Origin of the sequence: Acinetobacter sp. CIP 64.2 (genome assembly GCF_000369645.1) — a bacterium.
GTDB lineage: Bacteria > Pseudomonadota > Gammaproteobacteria > Pseudomonadales > Moraxellaceae > Acinetobacter.
Genome location: NZ_KB850122.1, coordinates 1,507,488 through 1,534,267 on the forward strand (window position 1 = coordinate 1,507,488; position 26,780 = coordinate 1,534,267).

Sequence of the window (26,780 nt, forward strand, 5' to 3'; positions counted from 1 at the left end):
ATTTTCACACTTTATGCATTATTATTTGTATTATTTTTAAGTTTGAAGTAGACCTTGAATACTCTTACACTTTTGCAACCAGATGATTGGCACGCACACCTGCGTGATGGTTTAGCTTTAAAACGTACTGTCCCTGATTTAGCCAAACAATTTGCACGCGCAATTTGTATGCCCAATCTTGTTCCACCCGTCAAAACTGTAGATGCAGCTTTAGCCTATCGCGAGCGTATTCTTGCCCATGTCCCAGAAGGGCTTCATTTTGACCCGCGTATGGTGCTTTATTTTACCGATCACACTTCTCCAGATGAAGTGCGTAAAATTAAAGAGTCTGAATTTGTCAATGCCATCAAGCTTTATCCTGCGGGTGCAACCACTAACTCAGATAATGGCGTTAGTGATATTCGTAAAGTGTACGCTGTGATCGAACAACTGGAAGAACATCAAGTTCCGCTGTTGCTTCATGGTGAAGTCACGCATAATCATGTTGACATTTTTGATCGTGAAAAAAGATTCCTAGATGAAGTACTGTCACCGTTACTGAAGCAGTTCCCACAATTAAAAGTCGTACTAGAACACATTACAACAAGTGATGCGGCAAATTTTGTACTGGAACAAGATCGTAATGTTGCAGCAACCATTACCCCTCAACATTTATTATTCAACCGCAATGATATGTTAGTGGGTGGCGTCAAACCACATTTCTATTGCTTGCCAATTTTAAAACGTCAAACGCATCAAACCACCTTGCTGGAAGTGGCAACTAGCGGCAATCCAAAATTCTTCTTAGGTACAGATAGTGCTCCACATGCGCAAAATGCCAAAGAGAATGCCTGTGGTTGTGCAGGCTGCTATAGCGCACCTAATGCCATTGAGCTTTATGCACAGGCATTCGACCAAGTCGGTAAACTAGAACGTCTAGAAGGTTTTGCCAGCATGTTTGGTGCTGATTTCTATGGCCTACCACGCAATACTTCAACCATTACGCTCGTCAAAGAAGACATTACCGTCGCTGAATCTTTTGATTACCTAGAAGATCAGAAAATTATCCCACTTCATGCAGGTAAAACACTGCAATGGAGAAAAGTGTGACCCAAGAAGAAAATAAAGCGCCTGTGATCGGACAGCGTTTTCGTGGATTTTTACCTGTTGTCGTCGATGTAGAAACTGCAGGTTTTAATTCGCAAACCGACGCCCTACTTGAAATTGCCTGTATCCCGATTGTCTATGATGAACAAGGACAGTTTGTCCCAGGTCCATCATTTCAAGCACATATCAATCCATTTGAAGGTGCAAATCTTGATCGTCGTTCACTCGATTTTATTGGGATTGACCCATTCAACCCAATGCGTGTTGCAATGGCTGAGGATGAACGAAGTGCTTTACGTCGCATTTTCAAATCATTGAATGAAGTACGCAAAGCCCAGCACTGTACCCACGCGGTATTGGTCGGTCATAACGCGCACTTTGACTTAGGTTTCCTGCAAGCTGCAATTGCACGTTCTGGAACCAAAAACCAGAATCCTTTTCACAGCTTTTCGGTGTTTGATACGGTGACCTTAAGTGCAGTCATGTTTGGGCAAACCGTGTTGGCACGTGCCTGTATTCAGGCCGGAATCGAGTTTGATGGTAAGGAAGCGCATTCTGCTTTGTATGATACGCAGAAAACGGCTGAACTGTTTTGCTATATTTTGAACAAACTGTCTCCTCACCTTCTTGACAGTTTGGTGACAGAACCCTAATATACACCCACCTCAAGAAGTCCCTATCGTCTAGAGGCCTAGGACATCGCCCTTTCACGGCGGTAACCGGGGTTCGAATCCCCGTAGGGACGCCAAATTTGAAAAAGCCACTGCATCTTAAGACAGTGGCTTTTTTATTTGCTTTGAATAATAAAAAGGACTCCGAAGAGCCCTAATATATCTTATGCAGACTTCCGAGAATTGACTCGACCTTTCACCACCGCTTTGATATTCCCTTTCGCATAATTTAAGAATACCAACAGTGGTGATAATTTTGGATTCGGCTTTTTACCTTGCCCAATGGCTTTAAACTGCGCTGCATACCAGATGATTTCCATAATCGCCATCTTATCGACAAATGGAATACCTGTTTTGATTTGGTTCACAGCATAACGAACATCATGCCCTGCAATTAAACGGTCTGTCAGATCCGTTTCAACCGCAAGTGGACGGGCAATCCCGATAAAATCACATGCACCACTTTCAAGTGCAGCATTCATTCCTTCTACGGTACGGAAGCCCCCCGTCACCATCAACTTACAAGAGACATGTTGGCGGATTTTCTCGGCAAACTCCAAGAAATATGCCTCACGTGCAACGGTACTGGCTTTACGGGATTCGGCTTTTACCCCTGCCATGGCTGGCGCCTCATAAGTCCCTCCCGAGATTTCAATAATATCGATCCCCGCTGCATCAATCGCCTTAAATACAGTAATGACATCATCTTCAGTAATACCACCGCGCTGAAAATCCGCCGAATTCAGTTTGACCGAAATGATGAAATTTTCAGAGGTCGCCTCACGGACTGCCTTATAAATTTCCAGCAAGAATCGCATACGGTTCTCAATCGAACCACCCCATTGATCGGTACGCTTGTTGGTCAGAGGTGATAAAAACTGGCTGATAAGATAACCATGTGCACCATGAAATTGCACCCCTTCAAATCCAGCCTTTTCACATACAGCTGCAGCCGTTGCAAAACGCTGGATGATATCTAAAATTTCTTCATGTTTGAGTTCACGTGGTGTGCCAAACATTGCTGCAAGCACTGGACTAAATGGTACCGCTGATGGCGCAACGGTCTCTTTGTTTAGACCTTTAGGACATTGCCGGCCAGGATGTGACAACTGAATCAACTGCACCATGCCATATTTTTTACCAATCGCTGCCCACTGCTGCAATTTCTGCAGATCTCGCTCGGTTTCAATCGCAACCACACCTGGCTCATTCTTGGCATCAATATTCACCATGACATTGCCAGTCACAGCACAGCCCAACCCACCCTTTGCCCATGCTTCATATAGACCAATCAGTAGATCATTGGGTTGTCCTGCATCATTCGCAAGCGCTTCGCTCATGGCCGCTTTGATAATACGATTTTTAAATGTGGTATTGCGAATCTGGATACTGTCTGCAATCTGACTCATGGTCATCCTCTGCTATAATTAGAGTATTTGCTCTAATTTAATCTAATTATTGTGCCTGTCAAGCATTCTTCCGATAAACTGACAATAGCATATGTCAATTTAATTTCAATATGAATATTCGCTGGCAGAAATGAGTTGACGCGTATATTCAGTTTGAGGCTGACTAAATAGAAGTGCTGTGGCTTGATATTCCAAGACTTTGCCCTGATGCATCACTATCACTTTTTGGCATAATGCTTGAATGACTTGTAAGTCATGACTGATAAATACATAACTGATTTTTTCTTGTAGCTGCAGATGACGTAGTAACTGAATGATAGCCAGTTGCGTGGTACGATCTAAAGCAGATGTCGGCTCATCCAGAACCAGTAACTTAGGTTTCAACACCAATGCACGAGCAATTGCGACCCTTTGTCGTTGTCCACCAGAGAGCTGATGGGGATACTTGGTTCTTTCTGCTGTAGCCAATTCGACTTTTGCAAGTACAGTGTCAATTTGCTCATGACATTGCTGCTTGGAGATACCTTGTAGCTGAAGCCCCTCTGCAATAATTTGTTCAACGGACATTCGCGGATTTAAGCTACTAAAGGGGTCTTGGAATACAATCTGGAAATCTTGGCGTATTGGTCGAAGCTGTTTTCGAGTCAATTGGTTTAAATCATTCTTCTGCAAAAGGATTTCACCTTCACTTTTGATCAACCGTGCGATAGCCAACGCCAATGAAGACTTTCCTGAACCACTTTCCCCTACAATACCCAAAGCCTCACCTTGCGATAGACTAAAACTCACAGCTTCAGCAGCAACGTTATAGGATTGAACCCGATTAAATAGCCCCCTTTTTATGGGGTACTTTACCGTGACATTTTTTAATTCCAGTAATCTCTGACTGGGTTGTAATTGCAAAGCCTGTCCAAAATCATGATTCAGTAGACTCTGCGTATATACCGTCTTGGGATGTGTAAAAATTTCATTGATCTCCCCCTGCTCTTCAACTCGCCCTAGATTAAGTACCACAACCTGATCTGCATAATGCCGAATTAAATTCAGATCATGGCTAATCAAAATCAGCGCCATCTTTCGCTGCTGTTGTAACCGTTTTAACAACGCTAAAATTTGGGCTTGTAGCACAACATCTAAAGCCGTCGTTGGCTCATCTGCGATCAAAATCTCAGGCTCTAAAGCCAAGGCCATCGCCAACATCACCCGTTGTCGTTGCCCTCCTGATAATTCATGTGGATAGCATTTGAGAATTTGCTCTGCCTCAACAAGCCCAACATCTAGCAATAAACAGAGAGTCTGTTGTCGAATATCGGCCTTACTCAGCCCAGATAAAATCAGGCTTTCAGCAATTATTTTTTCTACACAGTGCAAAGGGTTCAACGCTGTCATCGGCTCTTGAAAAACCATGGCAATTCGTTTGCCCCGAAGCTGCTGCAATTGAGCTTGGTGAGCAGACAAAAACGCTTGGCCAGCAAATTCAACTCGCCCTTGCACCGCCAGGTTCTCGGGTAACAACCCTAATAAGGCTAGCGCACTGATTGATTTCCCAGAACCACTTTCGCCAACAATCGCCATCGTTTGGGCAGAGTAAATATCAAAGCTCAAATCCTGGATCAGACAGTGTCCTATTTCATTTTGGATATTGAGTTGCTGAACACTTAATAAAGGCTGTAAAACAGTCTTAGCGTCTTGGGTCGAATGCATCACGCGCTGCCTCCCCAATATAAATCAATAAAGACAGTACAATCGCCAATGTAAAGAATCCTGACAGCACCAGCCAAGGTGCATCGAGATTGTTTTTACCCTGTAATAATAACTCTCCGAGCGAAGCCGCATCAGGCGGTAGACCATAACCTAAAAAATCCAATGCAGTTAAAGCAATGATATTTGCAGTCAACATAAACGGAATCTGTGACAGACTTGAGCTTATTGCATTAGGCAAGATGTGCCGAAAGATAATGTGGTCATCCCTCACCCCCAACGCTTGCGCTGCCCGAACATAATCAAGATTTCGTGCGCGCAAGAATTCTGCCCGTACCAATCCAACCAGCTCCGTCCAGCCAAATAGCAGCATGATCAGAAATAGCCAATACACACTGGGACTAAACATACTGACCAGGATCATGACAATGAACAGCATTGGCAAACCGCCCCACACTTCTAGCACCCGTTGTCCAATCAGATCAATCCAGCCACCGTAATACCCCTGTATTGCCCCCACAATAATGCCAACGACAGCAGAACACAGTGTCAGGGCAAATCCAAATAAGAGGGAAATGCGAAGACCATAGAGAATTCGGGCAAATACATCTCGACCTTGATCATCCGTTCCAAGCCAGTTCTGTGGACTTGGTTTTGATGGCACAGGCACCGCAAGTGATAAATTGGGAGATTGATAGGAAAAAGACACCGGTGGGGAAATCATCCAGCCCTGCTTTTCAATTAACTGCTTCACCACAGGATCTTGATAATCTGCCGTGGTTTCAAAAACACCGCCAAAGGTCGTTTCTGGATAATCCCGAATGATCGGGAAATAAAAAGACTGCTGATAACGAACCAACAGCGGTTTATCATTGGCAATGAATTCGGCAAATAGCGACAAAACAAAAATAATTATAAATAGAATAAAACAACGAAAACCAAGCTGATTATGCTGAAAGCGAGAAAATCGTGCGCGCATTAAAGGTGACATCATTGCCCACCTCTTGATTCAAAATCAATACGCGGATCAATCACTTGATAGAGTAAATCGCCGGTTAACCGCAAAATCATTCCAAATAGAGTAAATAAAAAAAGAGTTCCAAAAATGACAGGATAATCACGCTGGGTAATTGCCTCAAAACCTAATAGGCCAATACCATCCAGATTAAAGATAATCTCGATAAATAAGTTCCCCACAAAGAAAATCCCGACCAGTGTTTCCGGTAAAGCTGCCACCACCACCAAAATTGCATTACGAAAAACATGTCCATACAGGATCTGATTTTCGTTTAGACCCTTTGATCGCGCAGTCAGCACATAGGGCTTGTTCAACTCTTCTACAAATGAATATTTAGTCAGATAAGTACGTGCAGCAAAACTCCCCAATACCATACTCAGAATCGGCAAACTCATATGCCACAGATAATCTTTTATTTTTGCCAATAGACTCAGTTGGGCAAAGTTTTCCGATACCAATCCTTGCAACGGAAACCATTGTAAATAACTGCCTCCTGCAAAAAAAACAATCAACAAAATGGCAAAAACAAAAGATGGAATCGCATAACTTACCGCAAGCAACAACGAACTGGATTGGTCAAACAGCAAACCATTATTTTTGGCTTTTTTGATGCCCAAAGGAATCGCAATCAGGTAAATCAGAAAAGTGCTCCATATCCCTAAGGACAAGGTAACAGGTAACTTTTCATAGAGCAGTTGCGTTACGGGTTTATCTTTAAAAAAACTGCTGCCGAAATCCAGCGTCAAATACCCTTTAAGCATTAATCCAAACCGCTCATAGGCAGGCCGATCAAAACCATATTGTGCTTTGATTTTTTCAAGCATCTCCGGACTTAAGCCTCGTGCACCCTGATACTGTGCCAGTGTACCGAGCGTAGATTGTGAATGGCTACCTGCCCCTAAACCCTGTGCATTCTGGATCTGTTGTACCGCTTGTTCGACAGGCCCACCTGGTGCAATTTGCACAATAATAAAATTAATCAATAAAATGAAAAATAAGGTTGGGATCATCAATAACATTCTTTTCAGAATATAGTGAAGCATTTAATAAGATCCTTGATTATTTTAATTCAGGTTTTCGCATAGGCCGATCAAGTTTTGTGGCTTTTGCAGCATCAACCCACCAGTATTCCCATCCTACAGAAAGCTTTGGTTTAATTTGTGGTTGCTGATATATATCCCAATATGCGAACCATCGCTCAGGTTTTCCATAAGTCAGGATCTGATAATAACCTGCTCTCAGCAAACGATCGAGTACACGCGTATACACCACTACTTCTTCACGTGTTTTTGCCGCCACAATCTTCGTAATCATCTGATCAATTGCAGGATTCTTTATTCCTGAATAATTGTAATTCCCTGATTCATCCGCAGCAGCACTCCCCCAAAACTGGGCTTGCTCTTTGCCTGGTGTCAGGGTCTGTGGCAATTTCAATACCATCATATCAAAATCTTGATGCCGAATCCGTTGCATGTATTGCGGAACATCGACCTGTCTGAGATTGACTTGAATCCCTAAACGACCCAGATTGCGCACAAAAGGCATCAATTCACGTTGTGGATTTTCTTGCTGCATCAATAATTCAATACGAACTGCTTTTCCTTGCCGATCATACAGTCGACCTTGGCGAATAACATAACCCGCATCTTTTAAAAGCTTTTGCGCTGTCAATAAATTCTGTCGATTAAAACCACTTGCATCAGAAACAGGATAATGCCAATCCGCCAGTACTCCTTGACGCATGACTGGATCTAACTGAGCCAAGAACGGAGTCAGGATTTTTAGCTCGGCGGTACTCGGCCGGCCTGTTGCTGCCAAATCGGTATTGTCAAAATAGCTTTGTAATCGCTGATTCTGATTGAAAAATAAAGCTTTATTTTGCCATTCAAAGTCATAGGCATAGGTTAATGCCTGACGAAGATGGATATCATTCAAAGGAGCGCGGCGGATATTAAACACCAAACTCTGAATATCCAATGGCGTTCCCAAACGCGCTTTATAGGTCTTGATCAAGCCCGACCTAACTGCTGGAAAATGATAAGCAGTCACCCAATTACGGATATTTTTTTCTTCATATAAATTGAACTGCCGGGCTTTAAAGCCTTCAAAACTGACTTCTAAATTTCGATAATACACATATTTAAGTCGATCAAAGTTATAACGGCCTTTATTCACAAGCAAATCTTTGGCCCAATAGTTTGGGCTGCGCTTATAGGTAATACTACGACCTGCATCAATCCGCTCAATCACATAAGGGCCAGACCCGACAATTGGTTGTAATGTCACCCTCGTAAAGTCTTTATTGTTCCAGTCTCGTTTTGAATAGATTGGAAGGCTTGCCACAATCAGCGGCATTTCCACATTATTCTTCGATTTAAACGTAAATTTAATCTGGTATCTGGACAATACTTCTGTTTTAGCCAAATCAGACAAATACATCTGAAAACCTAAATTGGCTTTGCTTTGATACATCTCAAAGGTAAATTTGACATCTTCTGCGGTAACAGGCTGACCATTATTAAATCTCGCATGTGGATTCAAATGAAAAGTCACTGCTTGTAGATGCTCTGGATCGTAACTGACCTTTTCCGCCAATAATGGATACATGACCCGTGGTTCATCCAATGAGCGATCCATTAAACTATCAAACAGATAATTGACCCCTTCAGTCGAACTACCCTTGCCATTCATGCTATTTAAATTATCAAATGTTCCCAAACTGGATTGACTCAGGATTCCTCCCTTAGGTGCATTTGGATTGGCATAAGGCATCGCTTTGAGCTGTGCGTATTTCGGCTGCACATGCATGGCCAAATAAGGCGTGGTTTGCATTGCCGCAAAGGCAATCGGAGTAAAAAGGCTTAGTCCATAACATAGACTAAGCCTTTTTGTGAAAAGCGAAAAGCTCATCTCTAATTACAAGTTAGGCACTTTAATGACATCACCAATACGTAACTGAGTACTTGGGGTCAGATCATTCATTTCTGCCAAGGCGCTGGTCTCCAAACCATAACGGCTTGCTAAACCGATTAAGGTATCGCCACGCTTAACTTTGTATTCAGTTACTGTTTTAGGAACTGAGATACTTTGACCGCGTTGTAGACTGGCATTGGCTTTGAGATCATTTAAATCAGCCAATTCACGGCCCGACATCCCAAAACGACTGGCAATGCTGTTCAGTGACTCACCCGCTTTAACAGTATATTTTTCAGTATTTCGACTTGGTGCAGCAGCTTTAGGAGCTGTTTTAGTGTTGTCGGTTTTTGCCGCTTCAGCTTTTGGAAGATCACCTGTCAACTTCAGTTTCTGACCGAGACGCACATTACTGGTCCGAGTTAAACCATTTAAACCCGCAACATAATCCAACTGCAAATTATGGCGACTCGCGATATTGCCTAAGGTATCACCCGACTTGACAGTATAGACATCTGGGGTACTTTCATCTCTCGCTTTAGTCGTATTGCTGGTCGTCGTTTTTGCGGGTACATCACCGCTTAACTTTAAACGCTGACCAACGCGCACCCCTGCTGTTCGCTCCAGTCCATTCAAATCGGCCACGTAGCTGAGTTGTAGATTGTATTTGGCTGCAATCGCATTCAAGCTATCACCAGACTGAACCACATATTGGTCAGGTACAGTTGAACCCGCTGGAATCTTTAAGCTTTGGCCCAAACGTACGCCACTATTTGACTTCAAGTTATTCAAATCAGCTAATTCACTAAGCGAAATTTTCGACTTGGTCGCAATACTTGATAAAGTATCGCCACGTTGTACCGTATAGTTCTCCGTTTTATAACTGCTCGATGCACTTACATTTTCATGTTTTACATTGCTCTTGGCAGGCTCAGACTCTTCTTGAGTCTGAGAAACCTCATGCAATGGCACATTAATTTTTTGTCCGACGAACAAACTGCTGCTCGGGGTTAAGCCAGATGTTAGATCAGCCAATTCTTGGTTTGATAATGCATAACGATCAGCGATCAACTTTAAATATTCACCACGTTTCACGGTATACGATTTGGTTGCAACTTTTGTAGCCGTTGCTGCTTTACTTTCTGTGGCACGTGTCGTTTGATGTGCTGTGCGAGTATTCGTTTTCGGCTCAATCAAAGTGAGTTTTTGCCCTACGAATAAACCATCCGTTACAGACAGGTTATTATAATCAGCCAATTGTTTCAGCGTTAAATCAAAACGTGAGGCCAAATTGGTCAAACTATCACCTGACTGCACCACATAACTCTCTGGCTTCTCAGCGGCTTTAACAGGCTCAGCTTGAGGTTTGGCATCATAAAGATACAAACTGGTACCAACAAATAATGTGCCGTTTGGATCAATTTGGTTCCACTGCGCAATGTCACGCCAATTCACCCCATTTTTCTGAGCAATGATTGCAAGCGTATCACCGGGCTGTACGACATAGGTACTACGCTTGCCTTTTGGTGCAACCACCACCACATCAGTATCGGTTTTGATATAAGGTTTGCCCTGATTGCGCTTCGCATCATCACTATTTGCAGTCGCAGTGTCTTCAACCAAGTTCTTCGGATAAGCAAAGCCCTTACTGACTTCTTGACCTTTTTCATCAGCAACGGACTGGCTGGTCTGAATGGCAGTCAACTTAATCTTGCCATCAAATGGATCGACAATTTCTGTCCCTTTCGGTGCAATGGCCTTGATTTCCGCAACCACCTGATCTCTTTCAGCCTGAGTTGCTTGTGGCTCTAAAGCATGTGCAACAGTTTCCTTCTTACCTTCTTCCTTGATTGCTGCACTAATTTGCTCACGTTCTTTCAAAGAAATTGGTGGCTCTGTTTTGACTGGTTTGATATTCGCAGCGGGGGTAATCGCAACTGGAATACGTGGCGCACTCGGTACATCTGCAGCTGCTGCAAATGATGCTAAAGCATCGGAACCGCGTGGCGTATTCAGTTTACTGGTCGATGATGTTGTTGGGCGCGTTGTATTACTTGCGGTTAAATTCGGGGGTGTTACCGTGGCTGCGCTGCTAGATCCAGTGCTTGTCGTGGTACGAATCGTCGTTGAGGTATTCGACGAACTGTTATTCATTGCTGGTGGTGTTTTATTGCTTGCCCAGAAACCACCCGAACTTGATTTACCCGAACGAAGTTTTGCATCAATTGATGGGCTTAAATCCGCAGGAATCAAAATTCGCATTGGACTCATTGGATCCACCATTTCACCACGATAACCTGGGTTCAATGCATAGAGCTCAGCACGACTTAAACCTGTAATCGAAGCGATCTGATTTAACTCAAGTGGTGCAGCCAAACTCACTTCACGGAAGTGAGGACGGTTGGCAATTGGTGGCAAACTTACCCCATAAGCACCCGGATTTTTAATAATCTGCGCCACAGCCAAGAAACGCGGCACATAGTTCATGGTTTCTTGAGGAAGTTTTAATGACCAATAATCAGTTGGCAAACCTGCCGCACGGTTACGGTTAATCGCCTGTTGAATACGCCCCGGCCCAGCATTATAAGCCGCCAGTGCGAGTTCCCAAGAGCCAAACTGGTTATATAAGCTACCAAAAAATTCATACGCTGCACGCGTCGACTCGACAACGTCACGACGACCGTCATACAGGCTGGTTTGCTGTAAACCATAAATACGGCCCGTACTCGGAATAAACTGCCATAAACCTGCTGCCGCAGCACTACTGGTTGCAGCAGGGTCATAAGAACTTTCAATAATCGGAAGTAGCGCCAATTCGGTTGGCATACCACGGCGTTCCGCTTCTTTTACAGTGTGGTATAAATAACGGCTGGCACGTGCACTTAAACGATCCAAATAAGGTTGGCGTGAAATAAACCAGCTACGTTGTGCCTCAATACGGGAATCCCAATGGTTCAGATCCATCTTGAAACCTACCGTCATCCGCTTCCACACATCACCATGTTTCAGCACCAATAGACGGTCACCTTCTACAGCACGCATATCCGTTGCAGAAAGTAAATCCTCTAAAGAATCTAGGCTACTTGCATCCAGATAACCTGAACCCACATGTTTAGACGATGAGGTTTTGCCAGATGAAGGTGTTGAAGAACAACCTGCAGTAATTCCCAACGCGGCTAGAGCAGAAGTGAGTACAGTGATTTTGAATAATGATGTTGCAGATTTTTGCAACATCAAAGTGCTCGATTTATACATAAAAACTTCCAGTCAACTCACGCTAGTTTATTTCTTCGATTTGCCATTGTAGTAAAGCATGGCACTTAGACAAGGCAATAATTTAACGTGATTTGCATGGAAATGTTACAAGAAATTAAAAAAGATGAGTTTTGTAACGTTCAGAATCAGAATTTAGCTTTACAATACAAGAGATAGCTCAAGAATGCTAAAATTCTGGGCACCCAATCCAGTTTGGATGGGCGAAGGTCACACTTGAATATTGCTCTCGCTTTTTGGATTGCAAATACTCAATTTTTTATTCTGCTTATTGTTCAGGTTCAGATATGTCACAAACAATCACTCTTTATGTTGATGGCGCATGCAAAGGAAACCCGGGTCTTGGGGGTTGGGGTGCTTATGTCATTACCGAACAAGGTGAACATAAACTGTTTGGCGGCGAACCAGAGACGACCAATAACCGTATGGAACTACAAGCCGCGATTGAAGGTGTTGCATTCTGTCCAACTGATGCACGCTTAATCATCTGGACCGATTCCAACTATGTCAAACAAGGCATTACCGAATGGATTCATGGCTGGAAAAAGAAAAACTGGAAAGATGTTAAAAATCCTGATTTATGGCAAAAACTGGATGCGATCTGCGCCAATCGAGATATCGAATGGAACTGGATTAAAGGCCATGCTGGACATGCAGGTAATGAAATGGCAGACCAACTGGCAAATCTTGGTGCCGAACAAACAGCTCAACAATTGAAATCTGCAACACAGGCTAACGCTGATACAAAAAAGCCTGAAGCGGACTGGCTGTTAACAGACCCCTTCGGCCTAGATGTAGAGGTAGAGGCAGACGATATGATTGAAGAAGAGCCACAAGACAATATGCTACAAGCTGAACAGACTGATAACAATCAAGTTGACCAGAACATAGAAATACCGAACTTGAATCAACACCCACACATTGTCATTACAGAGGCCAAAGTTCATCTTCAAGGCCCCCGTCAGCTCATTCTTGATACAGAGACGACAGGTTTTTATTATCAAGATGGAGACCGTATCATCGAAGTCGGTGCGATTGAAATGGTCAATCGTAAACTGACAGGTAGCTCGATTCATATCTATATCAATCCTGAAAAAGCTGTTGGCGATTCTGAAAATGTCCATGGTATCAGCGATGATTTTTTAAAAGACAAACCGAAATATGCAGAAATTGCCGATACACTCTTTGCCTATTTAAAAGGTGCCGAGATTATCGCGCATAACGCCACCTTCGATATGAACTTTCTGGATATGGAGTTCAAGCGTACTGGACTCCCTCCGCTTTCAGAGGTCTGCGAAGTTACCGATACCTTGGCAATGGCCAAAAATAAACATCCTGGGCAAAAGAACTCTTTGGATGCCTTGGTCCGCCGTTACGAAATTCCAGCACGCGATCGTACCTTCCACGGCGCCTTGCTGGATGCTGAAATTTTGGCTGATGTCTATCTGGCCATGACTGGCGGGCAAGTTTCATTTGATATGGATGCCCTTTCTCAAACTGAACAAAACCAAAGCAAAACTACCCGTCAACGTGTGCAAGTGGACTTACCTGTGATTGAACCTTCAGAGCAGGAACTGAATGAACATGAGACTTGGGTCAAACAATTTGAGCAAAAACATGGAGAGCCTTGCCTTTTCGCAAAATAAATTTTCTGCTCAATGTAAGTTTTTGTATTTCAAGCCTCTAAAGTTAAGTTATATTAACCCTAAAGATTTAGACCTCCTAAAAAAGGAGGTCAATGGATATAACAACTTAGGAAAGGTGTAGGTCATATGTCTTACCAAACCTCGATTCATTTCGACCCAACGGCATTATTAATAATAAAAAATGAGATCGACAATTCGATTAAATTGGTAGAAACAGCGGTCAATACCCTTGCTGAAGAACAAGCTTTACCATTTGGAATTGATGATGCACTGAACCAATTTGAACAATGCACGCAAGTGCTTGCCTTAATTGACATGCCACATTTATCACAAATTACGCAATACTCTGCGGAGTTGATGCGTAAAATTATGGCGCAACCACAGCAAATTCAAACCAGTGATGTGGTGGCCCTAAGTGAAGGCACTACAATGTTGAAACGTTATATTGAATTCATCTGCTTACGTGAAGTAAAAGTGCCACAGTTCCTGCTCGACACACTCAATCGTTTAGAAAAAGCACTAGGTAAACCACTGACCAAAGAAGGTCAAACCGTACAGCCACTGCTTGAGTTCATTACGCCAACGTTTAATTTACCGCAAGCGCCAAGCCTAGAACAATCACAATATATTCATCAGCTCTATAAGCTGTGTTTAAACAAATTGATCAAGCAAGCAGAAACACCACTTGATCTACAAGGGATTAAATTAGTCGGTGTTTATCTGGCTGGTTTAGCGGTTGGTCAGCCAAGTCAGCAATACTGGCAACTGGTCAATGTGGGCTTAAGCCATATTGACGTGCTTTCAATTACCGAAGCACGTCTACGCACTTTAATTCAAATTGAAACCAATATTGCTAAATTCCTGTTAGAACCGGCTAGCTTTAAAAATACCATCGCCGATCTTGCCGACATCTTATGTATTTGCATTAGCCAAGAAGATAATGTGTCACACCACATTCGAGAGCAACTAAATATTGGTGATGAACTACTGAGTGACACTCAACTTCAAGTGTTAAGCCGTCATTTATATGGCCCTGACTATGAAACCGTACATACAATCAGCCAGTTAATGACTGAGGAAATGGCTCAAATCCGTAATGAGATTGAGTATAACCATCAAAATATGTCCGCTGAAAAGACTCAAGAAATTCAGCAAAAATTGCATCAGCTTTCCAATGTCTTCAAAGTACTGAATTTGAATGAGGCAGCCCAAGAGCTGACTCAACAGGCAGCCAAATTAAGTCAACCCAATACATTAACTGATGCAACTTCAATACAGCAGTTAATGAACAGTATTCTGGCTTCAATGAACTCGATTGGCATCTTGGAGCGTAATTACACATCAAGCCGTTTACAACTTCGTGTCAACAATATGCAAATCTCGCTTGACCGCTTAGATGAAGCACATAAAGCCTTACTCACTGAAACAAAAACACTGATTGAAACCTTGACACAAACCCTCAGTCTTTATGTTCAAGATCCAAGCGCGCATAGTCTGGAAGCACTGCCAGATTATTTAAAAGAGCTTTCTGGTGCCGCACTGTTCTTGGGCAGTTCTGCACAACAAATCGCCTTATTAGGCGCTGCTCATTTTGCTCAACATCGTTTAGCGCAAAATCAAGCTTTCGATACTGAACAGATCCATTGCATTTTAAATGTCGTTGCTGGCTTAGATTTACTGATTGATAACCTGAAGAATAAGCAGCCTGTATTGCAATCTATGTTTGATGTGGCATTATCAAACAGTCAACAATTACAAACCATAGCCGCATAATGACTCAACTATCACTTGCTTACATTTTTCAACACCAAAAACTGTTAGTCGACCAAAATCTCCAACTTCCACAAGTTGAAAAATTGGCAAGTGACCTCCCCATCCATCATAATGATCACGTCATTGCACGTGATCTGCTTGAAAATGAATCCATTCCCGAGGGTTATCAACTTGTTCCTATTCGGGAGTTGATTCAATCTTGGTCCAGTAGTGATTTCTTGCAAGCCAGCCGAGCCGTTCAATTATTGGAATGGCGGCGCAACCACAAGTTTTGTAGCCATTGCGGGCATGCGACAGAGATTCATCCGAAAGAATATGCAATGGTCTGTCCTGCTTGTGGCTATCATCAATATCCTCGCGTACAACCTTGCATCATTACCATTATTACCAAAGGTGATGACGAAGTCCTATTGGCCAAATCAGCCCATAATAAAAGTAATATGTATGGATTGATTGCAGGATTTGTTGAAGTTGGAGAAACCCTAGAAGAAGCGGTGCAAAGAGAAGCGTTTGAAGAAGTTGGACTGAAACTGAAAAATATTCGTTATATGTCGAGCCAACCCTGGCCTTTTCCAAGCAATCTAATGATTGCCTTTCATGCTGAATATGAATCAGGCGATATTCAATTACAGCTTGAAGAAATTAGCGCTGCACAATTCTTCAAGTTCGATCAACTGCCTGAAATTCCCTTCAAAGGCAGTATTGCACATAGCATGATCATGCAAATGATCAACAATAAAAAAGCATCTTAAACGATGCTTTTTTATTGTTTAGTGCTCTAGCGCTTCATCTAAAAAATGCAAGATGGTACGTTTGGTTTTAAAATAATGACTCATCAGACTTGCCAATGTCGCAACAATGCTAATATGCCCCGTCTTCGGAATCACAGCAATATGGCTGTGATTACCTTTTTCTCTTAACGCCTTATCTAGATCAAAACTATTTTCTTGACTAACCAGCTGATCTTGTTCAGCCATCAATAAATAATGCTTAATCTGATTCGGTTCGATAAAATAATATGGCATCACTTGTTGATACGACACTTTCTGATCAAAGGCATGTTCAGCCAATGGGTCATTCTTATAATCAAAATGATAAGGCCCCGCCATACCGACAATGGCACGAATCTTATCTTTATATTTAAAATTTTGTGAATAGGCTGAATACACCACTGACATCACATTAAAAGCACCCGCAGAATGCCCCATCAAAATGATATTGTCGGTAGAAATGTTCAGCTTGGTTTGATTCTGACTTAAGTAATGAATCGCTTGTGCGAGATCATCAATAAAGGTCGGAAAGATATGCTCAGGTGCTAGATGGTAGTTAATGACTGCAACATCATAGCCTTCCCGTGCGAAACTTTCTCCAACAAATAAATAATCGCGTTTATTACCATGTTGCCAAGAACCACCATGCACAAACACGATCAGGGGTCTTTGCTGCTTCGGACTTTTGGTTCGATACAAATCCAGACGCTGTCTGGCTTTCAGCCCATAAGCCAGATGTTCTTCCTTCTCAAAAGTATCTTTTGGGGTTAGGTAATTAATCGAATAACTAGCAAAATCATAAAGGCGAAACTCCTGATAAAATGTTTTCGCCTTGATTACATTTTCTTGTACTTGTTGGATAAGTTGCTTCATAAATTAAGGTTTAGTTGGGGTAATAGTCGCAGGTTCCGCCTGATCAGGATCAATTGCAACTGGCGTCTCAACCAGAGGCTGTGTCGTTGCAGTTCCGACCATCGGTGATGCCGCGGTTGAACTGGCTACCGTACCAGAAGGTTGATCCACATTGTCAATGAGCGTGACAATTTTACTCACATTACCCACTTTTTGTAAGACATCATCTAAATCTCTTGATTCAGCAGTATTTAAACGCCCCATGACATACAACACACCATTTTCTGTATGCACCAACACTTTGCTGTCAGAGACAACAGGTGCTTTCATTAACAGGCCACGAGTATTCGCCGTCACCGTTGCATCTTGCATGATAGTGTTATAGCCAACTTTATCGCCTACTGTTATATAGTTGTGCACAGCTTTGACATCTGACATTGAACGTAAATTGTCTTCCGCCAACTGTTTTAAATATGGATCAGGCACTTGTCCTGTTAATAAGACATTACTATGGAAACTTTCAATATTGATACGTGACTGCTTGAAACGATGATCTAGCTTGTACAAATTGATATTTGCGGTACGTTTGATTGAAGAATCAATAAAAATCTGCCCCAGACTACGTTCACCACTATTCGTTCCAACGGGTGAAGTGCCTGTACCGCCAGAAATAAAACTTGCACAACCCGATAAACTTGCAGCGCAAAGCAACGTAATCGATAAACGTTTTAACACTTGGCAAGACTCCCTATCTACAAACAAATTTGTTCAATTTTCAATATTTAGCATTATATTAGACTCATGAATCAATCTAAGGTAAATGCATGTTCAATCCATTGCTGATCATACTGCAATTTTGAAAAATCTGGTTGTACTGTTTTTGCAATTTTCTGTGGAAAATCAAAACAAATTACATCAAAACGACAATCAAAGTCATCATAATGTGGAGATTTATGTAAAAACCACTGCGCCGTCTTAATGATTTTACGCTGCTGAGCCTGCGAAATCACTTCACAAGCTCCTGCATAACTCCCCACTGATCTCGCTTTAACTTCGACAAAAACCAGCTGCTTCTCCCGTTTTACAATCAAATCAATTTCACCATAACGTGAATGATAATTTCGTGCTATGCACTCATATTGCTGCGTTTGTAAAAGAACAAGTGCTGCCTGCTCAGCCCATTGGCCTAAGTCCTGCCTGTGTGTTGACATACCTGCTCAATCTTATTTTAAAACCTGGATACCCTTTTTCTGCTGTTGATAGCAATAAGGCTGACGATAAACCTTGCCGTCTTTTACATCAATCGCGCCAGTTCGGCCTTCAAAAGAAAAATGACGATCGGAACTAGTTAAAAATTGCTGACTAATACTCCACGCATCTCCACCAAATGCCAATAAACGCTGAAACGCCATATTTTCAGGTTGTTGTTTATAAGCCACGATTAAATCCGCCCACTGACTATTATATAAGGCCGGCGTATCACAAAAACTTAAGCCGATTGGAATAGGTTTATCCTGCTCAATACTTAATGCTGTAGCATAGATATTTTTTTCAGGCAAAGTTCCAAGCTGTTCTAACCATGGCTGATCACCGAGTAGCAGCAGGCCTTGTTTGCGGGCCAGTTTTTTCGGCAGTTCATTAACCACATGAATATTTGAGCCGAATTCAGACATCAGCGCCATCATAAACAGTTCTGTTGCAGATTCAGTTCCAGCTTGGCGCAATACCAATAAGCTTTTAATCTTGTCTTTCTTAAGTAATTGATTCAGTGCAACTGCATCATGTTGCTTGGCCAAGCTAAATTGCCATACGTTGCTGGTCTGGCTATTTACATCATTTAAAGCAAGGACAGGAATTGCTGGGTTCAGTTGCATGACCGTTTCAATATCAGGTCTGGCCAATGGTCCAACAATCAATCTGGTCTTGTTATTCACTCTTTTTTTAAAAATCGTATCCACGCTATTTTTGGCTGAATCTACAAAAATGATTTTTTCTTTGCTGCCAGATGCTGTATAAGCGCTCAAGAAACCACGTTTGATGCTCTGACCAGCTCGCGCCATCGTACCAGATTCAGGTAGAATCACCAGTACGTCCGCATAAACTGGACTCACACATGCTGCCAAACATAATAGCAGCCAATATTTTTTGTAATACATTAGGGAGTTACCTTTTATGAGTGCTCAATTATTTGTTGTAGCAACCCCGATTGGGCACTTAGATGACATGACCTTTCGTGCAATTGATATTTTAAAATCCGTATCGGTAGTTGCCGCAGAAGACACTCGTCAATCTGCTCAATTATTCAAGCACTATAATATCTCAACTCCACTCACAGCGTGTCATGATCACAACGAAAGTAACAAAATTGATCAACTTCTGCAAAAAATGCTCAATGGCGAAAGTATTGCACTGATTAGTGATGCAGGTACTCCCCTGATTAGTGATCCTGGTTTTAAACTCGTTCGTGCAGCACAAGAACATGGCATTCGTGTGATTCCTGTTCCTGGTGCATGCGCGGCGATTGCGGCCTTGAGTGCGGTGGGATTGCCAAGCGACCGTTTTAGTTTTGAAGGCTTTTTACCCTCTAAAGCCTCTCAGCGCATCAGTCAGCTAGAAAAGTTAAAAGATGAAACCCAAACCCTGATTTTTTATGAAGCACCGCATCGTATTCTGGCCTGTATCAAAGATATGGCGCAGGTTTTTGGTGAAGATCGTCCTGTCGGCTTTGCCCGTGAAATCACCAAGACCTTTGAAACCATCAAGAAAATGACCTTAAAAGAACTGGTCGCTTTTATTGAAAATGATCATAATCAGGAAAAAGGTGAGATTGTGGTGGTCGTGGGTGGTGCAACTGCAGAAAAAGACATGGAACAAGATAAACTGGATGAATTGTTAAAACGTTTATTACAGGATTTATCGGTCAAAGCAGCATCACAACTGGCTGCCGATTTGACTGGTATTAAAAAGAAAGTCGCTTATCAACGGGCCTTGGAACTCACCCAACAAAATCAATAAAACAAAAGGAGGAGATTTTTAACATATCTCCTCCTACTATTCAGTGTCGCATCACAAGAATAACCATCAGGCCTTGGTCATTATATTGCCCTGATCTACTTTTCTTTCCACTCTCGCCTGCTTAATCACACTTAGACCAGAAGAAACACCCAAATACGCGATAATAAAGGCTACAAATAAATCAGGGAACATGGTGCCTGTTCCAAACACACCTACTGCGGCGATGATAATGGCAATATTGGCAATCGCATCATTACGGCTGCATAACCATACCGAACGCATGTTGGCATCCCCATCACGAAATGCATAAAGCATTAGTGCGCAGATCACATTCACAGTCAAAGCAAGTACACCAATTGCCCCCATGAGCATCGGCTCAGGGGTTAGTCCTAACCACCATGACCAAACCACTTTCATGATCACAAAAATACCGAATGCAGCCATGGTCACACCTTTTAACAAGGCCGCGGTTGCACGCCAATACAAAGTCATGGACAGCACGGCCAAAGAAATGGCGTAGTTGGCGGCATCACCTGCGAAATCCAAGGCATCAGCCCACAATGAGACTGAGCGTGCCTGTGAACCCCCAATAATCTCAACAAAAAACATCAATGCATTTAGAACTAAAGCAACCCACAAAGCCTTTCTAAACTTCGGACTAATTTTTTGTGTTGGCGAACACGTTGTATTGCAACCACATCCTGCCATGACTTTTCTCGCTAAATCTTTTATAGTGATTTAAAACCCTAGAGTAACTCCAGAGTCAAGCATGATCAGTTTTAGCATTGGACAATTGGCCAAAAAGTCAGGAGTTTCAGTCGATACCATTCGCTATTATGAAAAAATTGGGCTGCTGGATAAACCCAAACGAACGGCGGGAAATTATCGTCATTATTCTGAACAGATGCTTTCGGAACTTTTATTTTTAAAGCATTGTCGTGAATTGGGGATTACCTTGCAGGATATTCAAAAACTCAAGGATTTATCGACCAATCCCAATCAGACCTGTACACAAGTTGATCTCCTGATTGATCAATATCTTGCTGAAGTATCGCAAAAAATTAGAAATCTGGAGCATCTACACCAAGACCTGCTCCATTTAAAACAGCAATGCTCTCAACATCGTACGATTGAACAATGTGGAATTTTAAAAGAACTCCATCAGCCACTAGAATGTGAGCATGCAGCACATCAACATAAAAAAGCACCACAATCGTGATGCTTTTTAAATCTTCTCAGTTTATTCGTGAGTCTCGCCAGGTGGGACTTCTGTAATTTGTCCACCACGTGCAAGAAAGGCCGCAACTTCATCTTCCAAAGCCTGACGCTGTTTCTGTTTGGCTGTCACAGTTAAGGTCTCAGCTTCGGCAAGATCAGCATCATTGGCGCTCGACTCTTCGCTATCTGCACCACTTTCTGCCGCTTTCGCCTCTTCGTCGTCTACAGCAGAATCTTCTGTGTTTTCGTCGTAATCATTCATATCTGTCATATTATCTCCCCACAATGACTACACTTTCATCATCGCTATTTGGTCATCAGAAACTTGATGAAATTTAGCAAGCTCTTTTCATTTCGCAAAGTACAATATTGATTAAATCGTATTTTTTGCGACCAAATTCACTCTGATTTATAAATGATTGTTTAAAAAATATCTACTATTTTTTAACACGCATATTGTGTGTCTTTCAATGCACCCAATCCATTGGCCTGTTGCATAAAGCGATCTTTGAACCAGTCGAATTGTTCAACCTGTTTTAGACCAAAGTTTCGCGCCCAGACAAATGGAAACAGTTCTGCACTTTCAAGCCAACCAATCGCTGACATACTGTGCATCATGGCATCATTTTGCCCTTTGCGCCGATGCTCATAACGCAATAAGCTCTGCTCATTGGCCCAGACCCCACGTTTTAAATCATGCAGCAATACATCACATAACACAGCTGCATCCAGACAACCAATGTTCACACCTTGTCCAGCTAAAGGATGAATCACATGTGCAGCATCACCGATCAATGCCAAGCCTGACTTGATATAACGCTGTGCAGCACGTGCTTTTAGTGGGAACTGTGCTCTGGAACGCACCTCAACCACTTCCCCCAACATTTGCAGACTTTCCTGAGTCAACAAACGCATAAAGTCCTGATCATTTAGTGTCGAGTATTCATCAGCATAGTCGTCAGGCAAAGTCCAGACAATCGACTGCCAATAACCGTTCTCCTGCGCATTCAGACTGGCCATTGGTAAATACGCCAATGGACCTGTTGGTAAGAAAATTTGGCGTGCTACATATTGATTGGGCTGTGTGGTTTTAATTGCACAACTAATCGCAGCCTGCTGATAATCCAATACATCCAAGTCAATGTACGCCTGCTCGCGTACAAAAGAGTTCGCACCATCTGCACCAATCAACAGCTTAGTTTTCAAAAGACGACCATCAGCCAATTCAATTGACCAACCTTGGGGAATTTGCTCAATCCGAACCACTTTTACTTGGGTACGATAGTCTTTGAGTAGCTGCAACATTTTTTGTTGAATTGCTACATTCAAAACACTGGGTTCAACCATTGAACCTAAAGCCTGATCTGATTGAGGTTGCTGTTCAGATGCATGGCCAAAATTAATTTCGCCATAGCCATTTTTATTCCAGACTTGCATACCTGAATAAGGCATCTGACGCGCTAAATCATTCCAGACCTCAACTGTTTTGAGTAAGTGAATCGTCGCCTGACTCAGTGCCAATACCCGAGGATTCATTACAGCCAGTGTTTTCTCTTGATCAAGCACAGGCGCAGCATCCAATACCGTCGCTTGTACCCCACCTTGTGCCAACAATAAAGCCGTTAATCCACCGACTAAGCCACCGCCAACAATCACAACATCTAACAGCTCGCTCATGCTTTTAGCCCCATCGCATAATTGGCAACCAGAGGCTTAACCCCCGGAATCACATCAAATGCAATCAATCCTGTATTGCGTAATAATTTGAGGATTGGATTTTGATTACTGAAACCACGCACCACTGAATCACAGAACTTAATCACACGTTGCTGATCCTTTAAACGAGATTGTTCATAAGCCAATAAATTTTCAGGCGCGCCAATATCATCTGACTTCGCCAATTGTTCCATCAAGAAACGAACCAGCACATCTGCATCACGCAAACATAAGTTAAAACCTTGGCCTGCCACTGGATGAATGGTATGTGCCGCATTGCCCATCAGCACCACACGACCAACCGCCTGCTTATGTGCCAAAACCTGAGCCAATGGATAGCTAAAGCGCTTGCCTGTTTTTTCAAATTTTCCAGCACGGTCACCATAGGTTTCCTGTAAGGCATCAAGAAAATGTTGATCATTTTCTTCACCTAACCATTCTGCCTCAGTGCCTTTTTTCACAGGCCACACCACTGAACGGCGGTATTCACCCGGTAATGGTAACAGTGCCAACGGCCCTAATGCACTAAAACGTTCAAAGCCAACGTGCTGGTGTGGTTTAGAAGTTTGTACGGTGGTTACAATCGCGACTTGGTCATAGTCATGTTCGTCCACACCGACGCCAATGGCTTGTCGGCAAAACGAGTCGCGACCATCCGCAGCAATCACCAACTTGGATTTTAAGGAGTGGATATATTCACCATTACGCATGGCTTCAATTTGGACTTGGTCTACATCTTGAGTTAATGAAGTGACCTCAACACCATCAATCAACTCAATCAACGGCTGTTGACGCACTTGGGTTAGCAATACACGGCCTAACCATGCGTTCTCAATCACTTGCCCAAAGCTTTCTACTTTTTCTTGTTCAGCGACGAGGCGTGCCTTACCAAAACTCCCTTGCTCAGTAATATGTACTTGCAGAATTGGGGTAGCATGTTGTTGTAAGGCCTCCCACAAACCTAACTTTTGGTAAATCTGTACACTACGACGTGACAAGGCGGTATTACGCGCATCAAAACTGGAATGATAAGGGGCAACATTTTCGTCATCGTAATTCGGATATTTCACAGCTTCTAATAGCTTTACTGCGATATTAGATTTTGCCAACATTAAAGCAAGGCTGAGTCCAACCATACCTCCACCGACAATGATGACCTGTTGCTGCATAATATTATTCCTTATCAGTTTTTCATGACTTGATGTTAAGGGGGCTATTGATATTTCATCTATGGTTGCGTTATAGGCTAAAACAACTTAAACGAGGCATGAAACGTAGGCAATGGCCAATCCCCTTGTCAAGTTTCATAACAAAGTTTAAGGAAGTTTTAGCCATAACCCTGTGGGACAGGGACATTTTTTGACGCTACGGCGTTACGGCTTATTTATTTAGAATGACTAAATTGCATAAGCCATGCCTTGTATCACCTAAAAAATGTCCACTGTCGCAATGAGAGCTTTAGCTCGTAAGGTGAAATATCAACAGACCCCAGCCTATCTTACTCTAACTCAAATCAGGAAGGGAATTTGTACTTTGTTTGGTCTATGTTTTTAAAATATATTCAAAAGTTGTTTTGGGCATCAAAGTCAATAAAAAGGCCTATCTATTGATAAGCCTTTTTCTCAACTTCAACTTAATGATTTGCCATCAAGCTTTCAATCTCTTCAACGGTTTTGACCACATTCTTGGTTAGAACCAATGGGCCATTTTCAGTGACCACAATGTCATCTTCGATACGAATGCCGATACCACGCCATTTTGCATCAACCGTTTCATCATCTGGCGCAACATATAGACCTGGTTCAACGGTCACCACCATACCTGCTTCATAAGCACGCCAGTCTTCGCCAGTTTTATAGGCACCCACGTCATGTACATCCATGCCAAGCCAATGGCCAGTACCATGCATAAAGAATTGGCGGAATGCTTCACTTTCAACCAGTTCATCCACATTGCCAATCAGCAAGCCAAGATCAACCAGCCCCTGAGTTAAAATCTTTACAGCCACTTCATGCGGATATTTATAGTGATTGCCAATACGCGTTGCATCAATCGCAGCAAGCTGTGCTTCTAAAACCACATTATAAAGTGCTTTTTGCTCAGGACTGAATTTACCATTCACAGGGAACGTACGAGTAATATCCGACGCATACAACTCATATTCACATGCGGCATCAATCAAAACTAAATCACCATCTTTTAACAGTTTGTTATTTTCAACATAGTGCAAAATACAGGCATTTTCACCACCGCCAACAATACTGTTATACGATGGTACACAGCCGTTTTTACCAAAGATATAATTGAGTTCCGCCTCCAGTGCATACTCCATCATCTCAGGTTTAACCGTTTGCATGGCACGCATATGCGCTTCTGCACTGATATTGGATGCGATCTGCATCAGCTCAATTTCCTGAGCTGATTTTTTCAAACGCATCTCATCGACAATACGATCAAGCTGAATGACTTCTGCTGGCGCAGCACCACCACGACGCTGCTGTGCATCTGCCTTTTGAATCCATTGACTGACACGTGCATCAAACTCAGCATTTTGACCAATACGGTAGTAAAGACACTGTTTATTTAACAGCTTGTCGATAATTTCTTCATCGAGCAGATCAATTGCATAAGCTTCATCTGCATCATAGATTTCAATCGCACCATCAATACCCGCACGATAACCATTCCAGATTTCCATTTCACGATTACGTTCGCGGCAGAACAAGCTATAGCTATATTCCTCACCTTCTTCAAAGGTTTCGATCACGGCAACCGCTTCTGGTTCGGCAAATCCAGTCAGATAATAAAAACTACTGTCTGCACGATATTTATAGTCCGCATCGCGGTTACGATACATTTCTGCTCGAGTCGCAATAATTGCAATGCTATTGCTGCCTATTTGTTTAGCAAGAAGATCACGACGTTGTTTAAAATCAGCTTGACTTAATTTCATATTGTCCTTCTGATGAAGATGAATGATTGTAAGTATCTTTATTTATAAAAGCTTAAGGCACCGCCCGAGTTAACTCGGACGATGTGGGGTAAACATTTCTACAACCGTTTGCGGATCTGCTGCTTGATTGTCTTGATTTCTGCTTTTGGCATGAAAATTTTGCAATAAAGAACTTTCAGCAACAGGAATCTTTTTACGACCAATCGACAAGCTCACAGGGATCAAGCGTACAAACTCATACAATTCCTGATAGCTTTCTTCGCCTTCTTCATCATTATCCGAGTCTTCAAACTCAACGGCTGCAACATCTTGTAAATGTTCAATCAGCTCTTGTTCTTCGCCACGAATATGACCTGAAGCCAAACCAAAACCGAGGACTACGCCTGCACACCAATCCGCCAAAGCTTGCACACGATCTGCAAGCAAATGGCTATCATCAGGAAGCATAGGCAAGTAATCTAATTCATCATCAGATAAAGCATGAGCAACATCTTCTGCTTCATCGGTTAAACTCTCCAGTGCCTCTGCTTGTAAAGCAGGCACATTCAGGGTGTTTAAAATTTGTGACCATTCATCTGAGGTCGGCGCTTGTGTCACACAAACGATACCTGTTAGTAAACCGTGTAACTCACTTGGACTTGAAATTTCTTCAATCCCATCAAAATGGGCATTCCATTCTGTCCAACCTGAAATATCGTCTTGCATTCGTTTATCCAATCTCTATACTGCTGTATATATTACCTTTGATTGCAACTCTGTGCGACCT

23 protein-coding genes and 1 tRNA gene are annotated in these 26,780 nt (G+C 42.5%); 8 read left to right on the forward strand and 16 right to left on the reverse strand.

Annotation, left to right across the window (positions count from 1 at the left end; all coding sequences use genetic code 11):
• Positions 1-54: 54 nt before the first annotated feature.
• The 3 genes from pyrC to F895_RS03940 all read left to right on the forward strand — a co-directional run bounded on the left by pyrC (position 55) and on the right by F895_RS03940 (position 1,834).
• Complete coding sequence (gene pyrC, locus F895_RS03950; RefSeq protein ID WP_005243268.1) at positions 55-1,089, forward strand: dihydroorotase; 1,035 nt, start codon at positions 55-57, stop codon at positions 1,087-1,089.
• The gene (rnt, locus tag F895_RS03945) at positions 1,074-1,739 is read left to right on the forward strand and encodes a ribonuclease T (protein ID WP_005243269.1); all 666 of its coding nucleotides are present in this window, start codon (positions 1,074-1,076) and stop codon (positions 1,737-1,739) included. Before pyrC ends, rnt begins: the two co-directional genes overlap by 16 nt.
• Positions 1,740-1,758: 19 nt before the next feature.
• Positions 1,759-1,834, forward strand: a tRNA-Glu gene (locus tag F895_RS03940).
• A gap of 87 nt (positions 1,835-1,921) precedes the next feature.
• Here the strand turns inward: F895_RS03940 and F895_RS03935 are convergent.
• From F895_RS03935 to F895_RS03910, 6 genes are all read right to left on the reverse strand, one after another.
• Entirely contained in the window at positions 1,922-3,166 is a 1,245-nt protein-coding gene (locus F895_RS03935; protein ID WP_005243270.1) for an NADH:flavin oxidoreductase/NADH oxidase family protein, read from the reverse strand.
• Positions 3,167-3,271: 105 nt separating this feature from the next.
• Positions 3,272-4,870, reverse strand: coding sequence for a dipeptide ABC transporter ATP-binding protein (locus F895_RS03930; RefSeq protein ID WP_005243271.1), 1,599 nt, complete (start codon positions 4,868-4,870; stop codon positions 3,272-3,274).
• Positions 4,848-5,858: an ABC transporter permease gene (locus tag F895_RS03925; protein WP_010590059.1), complete on the reverse strand. Its 1,011-nt coding sequence runs from the start codon at positions 5,856-5,858 to the stop codon at positions 4,848-4,850. Before F895_RS03925 ends, F895_RS03930 begins: the two co-directional genes overlap by 23 nt.
• Entirely contained in the window at positions 5,858-6,928 is a 1,071-nt protein-coding gene (locus F895_RS03920) for a microcin C ABC transporter permease YejB (protein WP_005243274.1), read from the reverse strand. Before F895_RS03920 ends, F895_RS03925 begins: the two co-directional genes overlap by 1 nt.
• Before the next feature lie 16 nt (positions 6,929-6,944).
• Positions 6,945-8,795, reverse strand: a complete 1,851-nt coding sequence (locus tag F895_RS03915; protein WP_005243276.1) for an extracellular solute-binding protein — start codon at positions 8,793-8,795, stop codon at positions 6,945-6,947.
• Positions 8,796-8,801: 6 nt separating this feature from the next.
• Positions 8,802-12,053: a lytic transglycosylase gene (locus F895_RS03910; protein WP_005243277.1), complete on the reverse strand. Its 3,252-nt coding sequence runs from the start codon at positions 12,051-12,053 to the stop codon at positions 8,802-8,804.
• 305 nt (positions 12,054-12,358) lie between these two features.
• Here F895_RS03910 and dnaQ point away from each other — a divergent pair, with 305 nt between their 5' ends.
• From dnaQ to nudC, 3 genes are all read left to right on the forward strand, one after another.
• Positions 12,359-13,717, forward strand: a complete 1,359-nt coding sequence (gene dnaQ, locus F895_RS03905; protein WP_005243278.1) for a DNA polymerase III subunit epsilon — start codon at positions 12,359-12,361, stop codon at positions 13,715-13,717.
• Positions 13,718-13,843: 126 nt separating this feature from the next.
• Positions 13,844-15,490, forward strand: a complete 1,647-nt coding sequence (locus F895_RS03900; RefSeq protein WP_005243280.1) for a hypothetical protein — start codon at positions 13,844-13,846, stop codon at positions 15,488-15,490.
• Positions 15,490-16,242 carry an NAD(+) diphosphatase gene (nudC, locus tag F895_RS03895; protein ID WP_005243281.1) on the forward strand — a complete coding sequence of 251 codons (753 nt, stop codon included), beginning with the start codon at positions 15,490-15,492 and terminating at the stop codon, positions 16,240-16,242. The genes F895_RS03900 and nudC overlap by 1 nt, the downstream gene beginning before the upstream one ends.
• Positions 16,243-16,260: 18 nt before the next feature.
• Here nudC and F895_RS03890 read toward each other — a convergent pair whose 3' ends face one another.
• The 4 genes from F895_RS03890 to F895_RS03875 form a co-directional block, all read right to left on the reverse strand.
• The gene (locus F895_RS03890) at positions 16,261-17,133 is read right to left on the reverse strand and encodes an alpha/beta hydrolase (RefSeq protein ID WP_005243282.1); all 873 of its coding nucleotides are present in this window, start codon (positions 17,131-17,133) and stop codon (positions 16,261-16,263) included.
• Between the two features lie 3 nt (positions 17,134-17,136).
• Positions 17,137-17,847: a BON domain-containing protein gene (locus F895_RS03885; RefSeq protein WP_005243284.1), complete on the reverse strand. Its 711-nt coding sequence runs from the start codon at positions 17,845-17,847 to the stop codon at positions 17,137-17,139.
• Between the two features lie 71 nt (positions 17,848-17,918).
• Complete coding sequence (locus F895_RS03880; protein ID WP_005243285.1) at positions 17,919-18,323, reverse strand: YraN family protein; 405 nt, start codon at positions 18,321-18,323, stop codon at positions 17,919-17,921.
• Between the two features lie 12 nt (positions 18,324-18,335).
• A complete protein-coding gene (locus F895_RS03875; RefSeq protein WP_005243286.1) occupies positions 18,336-19,268 on the reverse strand; it encodes a penicillin-binding protein activator in 933 nt (310 codons plus the stop codon).
• 16 nt (positions 19,269-19,284) lie between these two features.
• Here F895_RS03875 and rsmI point away from each other — a divergent pair, with 16 nt between their 5' ends.
• Positions 19,285-20,127 carry a 16S rRNA (cytidine(1402)-2'-O)-methyltransferase gene (rsmI, locus tag F895_RS03870; RefSeq protein ID WP_005243287.1) on the forward strand — a complete coding sequence of 281 codons (843 nt, stop codon included), beginning with the start codon at positions 19,285-19,287 and terminating at the stop codon, positions 20,125-20,127.
• Positions 20,128-20,193: 66 nt separating this feature from the next.
• Here rsmI and F895_RS03865 read toward each other — a convergent pair whose 3' ends face one another.
• Positions 20,194-20,835, reverse strand: coding sequence for a cation efflux transmembrane domain-containing protein (locus tag F895_RS03865; protein WP_005243288.1), 642 nt, complete (start codon positions 20,833-20,835; stop codon positions 20,194-20,196).
• Positions 20,836-20,896: 61 nt separating this feature from the next.
• On the opposite strand from F895_RS03865, the gene F895_RS03860 reads away from it, so the two are divergent.
• Entirely contained in the window at positions 20,897-21,346 is a 450-nt protein-coding gene (locus F895_RS03860; protein WP_005243289.1) for a MerR family transcriptional regulator, read from the forward strand.
• A 21-nt stretch (positions 21,347-21,367) separates the two neighbouring features.
• Here the strand turns inward: F895_RS03860 and F895_RS03855 are convergent, their stop codons facing one another.
• The 5 genes from F895_RS03855 to F895_RS03835 form a co-directional block, all read right to left on the reverse strand.
• On the reverse strand, positions 21,368-21,616 hold the full coding sequence (locus F895_RS03855) for a hypothetical protein (RefSeq protein ID WP_005243290.1): 249 nt from the start codon (positions 21,614-21,616) through the stop codon (positions 21,368-21,370).
• A gap of 173 nt (positions 21,617-21,789) precedes the next feature.
• A complete protein-coding gene (locus F895_RS03850) occupies positions 21,790-23,022 on the reverse strand; it encodes an FAD-dependent monooxygenase (protein WP_005243291.1) in 1,233 nt (410 codons plus the stop codon).
• A complete protein-coding gene (gene ubiH, locus F895_RS03845; RefSeq protein WP_005243293.1) occupies positions 23,019-24,230 on the reverse strand; it encodes a 2-octaprenyl-6-methoxyphenyl hydroxylase in 1,212 nt (403 codons plus the stop codon). The genes F895_RS03850 and ubiH overlap by 4 nt, the downstream gene beginning before the upstream one ends.
• Positions 24,231-24,694: 464 nt before the next feature.
• Positions 24,695-26,014: a Xaa-Pro aminopeptidase gene (gene pepP, locus F895_RS03840; protein WP_005243294.1), complete on the reverse strand. Its 1,320-nt coding sequence runs from the start codon at positions 26,012-26,014 to the stop codon at positions 24,695-24,697.
• A 69-nt stretch (positions 26,015-26,083) separates the two neighbouring features.
• On the reverse strand, positions 26,084-26,719 hold the full coding sequence (locus F895_RS03835; RefSeq protein WP_005243296.1) for a UPF0149 family protein: 636 nt from the start codon (positions 26,717-26,719) through the stop codon (positions 26,084-26,086).
• Between the last annotated feature and the right edge of the window lie 61 nt (positions 26,720-26,780).

What these genes read in the sequence shown, in the direction of transcription:
- rnt (WP_005243269.1), top strand. Translation starts at nt 1,074, where the DNA reads ATGGAGAAAAGTGTGACCCAAGAAGAAAATAAAGCGCCTGTGATCGGA.
- F895_RS03935 (WP_005243270.1), bottom strand. Translation starts at nt 3,166, where the DNA reads ATGAGTCAGATTGCAGACAGTATCCAGATTCGCAATACCACATTTAAA.
- F895_RS03930 (WP_005243271.1), bottom strand. Translation starts at nt 4,870, where the DNA reads ATGCATTCGACCCAAGACGCTAAGACTGTTTTACAGCCTTTATTAAGT.
- F895_RS03925 (WP_010590059.1), bottom strand. Translation starts at nt 5,858, where the DNA reads ATGTCACCTTTAATGCGCGCACGATTTTCTCGCTTTCAGCATAATCAG.
- F895_RS03920 (WP_005243274.1), bottom strand. Translation starts at nt 6,928, where the DNA reads ATGCTTCACTATATTCTGAAAAGAATGTTATTGATGATCCCAACCTTA.
- F895_RS03915 (WP_005243276.1), bottom strand. Translation starts at nt 8,795, where the DNA reads ATGAGCTTTTCGCTTTTCACAAAAAGGCTTAGTCTATGTTATGGACTA.
- F895_RS03910 (WP_005243277.1), bottom strand. Translation starts at nt 12,053, where the DNA reads ATGTATAAATCGAGCACTTTGATGTTGCAAAAATCTGCAACATCATTA.
- dnaQ (WP_005243278.1), top strand. Translation starts at nt 12,359, where the DNA reads ATGTCACAAACAATCACTCTTTATGTTGATGGCGCATGCAAAGGAAAC.
- F895_RS03900 (WP_005243280.1), top strand. Translation starts at nt 13,844, where the DNA reads ATGTCTTACCAAACCTCGATTCATTTCGACCCAACGGCATTATTAATA.
- nudC (WP_005243281.1), top strand. Translation starts at nt 15,490, where the DNA reads ATGACTCAACTATCACTTGCTTACATTTTTCAACACCAAAAACTGTTA.
- F895_RS03890 (WP_005243282.1), bottom strand. Translation starts at nt 17,133, where the DNA reads ATGAAGCAACTTATCCAACAAGTACAAGAAAATGTAATCAAGGCGAAA.
- F895_RS03880 (WP_005243285.1), bottom strand. Translation starts at nt 18,323, where the DNA reads ATGTCAACACACAGGCAGGACTTAGGCCAATGGGCTGAGCAGGCAGCA.
- F895_RS03875 (WP_005243286.1), bottom strand. Translation starts at nt 19,268, where the DNA reads ATGTATTACAAAAAATATTGGCTGCTATTATGTTTGGCAGCATGTGTG.
- rsmI (WP_005243287.1), top strand. Translation starts at nt 19,285, where the DNA reads ATGAGTGCTCAATTATTTGTTGTAGCAACCCCGATTGGGCACTTAGAT.
- F895_RS03865 (WP_005243288.1), bottom strand. Translation starts at nt 20,835, where the DNA reads ATGGCAGGATGTGGTTGCAATACAACGTGTTCGCCAACACAAAAAATT.
- F895_RS03860 (WP_005243289.1), top strand. Translation starts at nt 20,897, where the DNA reads ATGATCAGTTTTAGCATTGGACAATTGGCCAAAAAGTCAGGAGTTTCA.
- F895_RS03855 (WP_005243290.1), bottom strand. Translation starts at nt 21,616, where the DNA reads ATGACAGATATGAATGATTACGACGAAAACACAGAAGATTCTGCTGTA.
- F895_RS03850 (WP_005243291.1), bottom strand. Translation starts at nt 23,022, where the DNA reads ATGAGCGAGCTGTTAGATGTTGTGATTGTTGGCGGTGGCTTAGTCGGT.
- ubiH (WP_005243293.1), bottom strand. Translation starts at nt 24,230, where the DNA reads ATGCAGCAACAGGTCATCATTGTCGGTGGAGGTATGGTTGGACTCAGC.
- pepP (WP_005243294.1), bottom strand. Translation starts at nt 26,014, where the DNA reads ATGAAATTAAGTCAAGCTGATTTTAAACAACGTCGTGATCTTCTTGCT.
- F895_RS03835 (WP_005243296.1), bottom strand. Translation starts at nt 26,719, where the DNA reads ATGCAAGACGATATTTCAGGTTGGACAGAATGGAATGCCCATTTTGAT.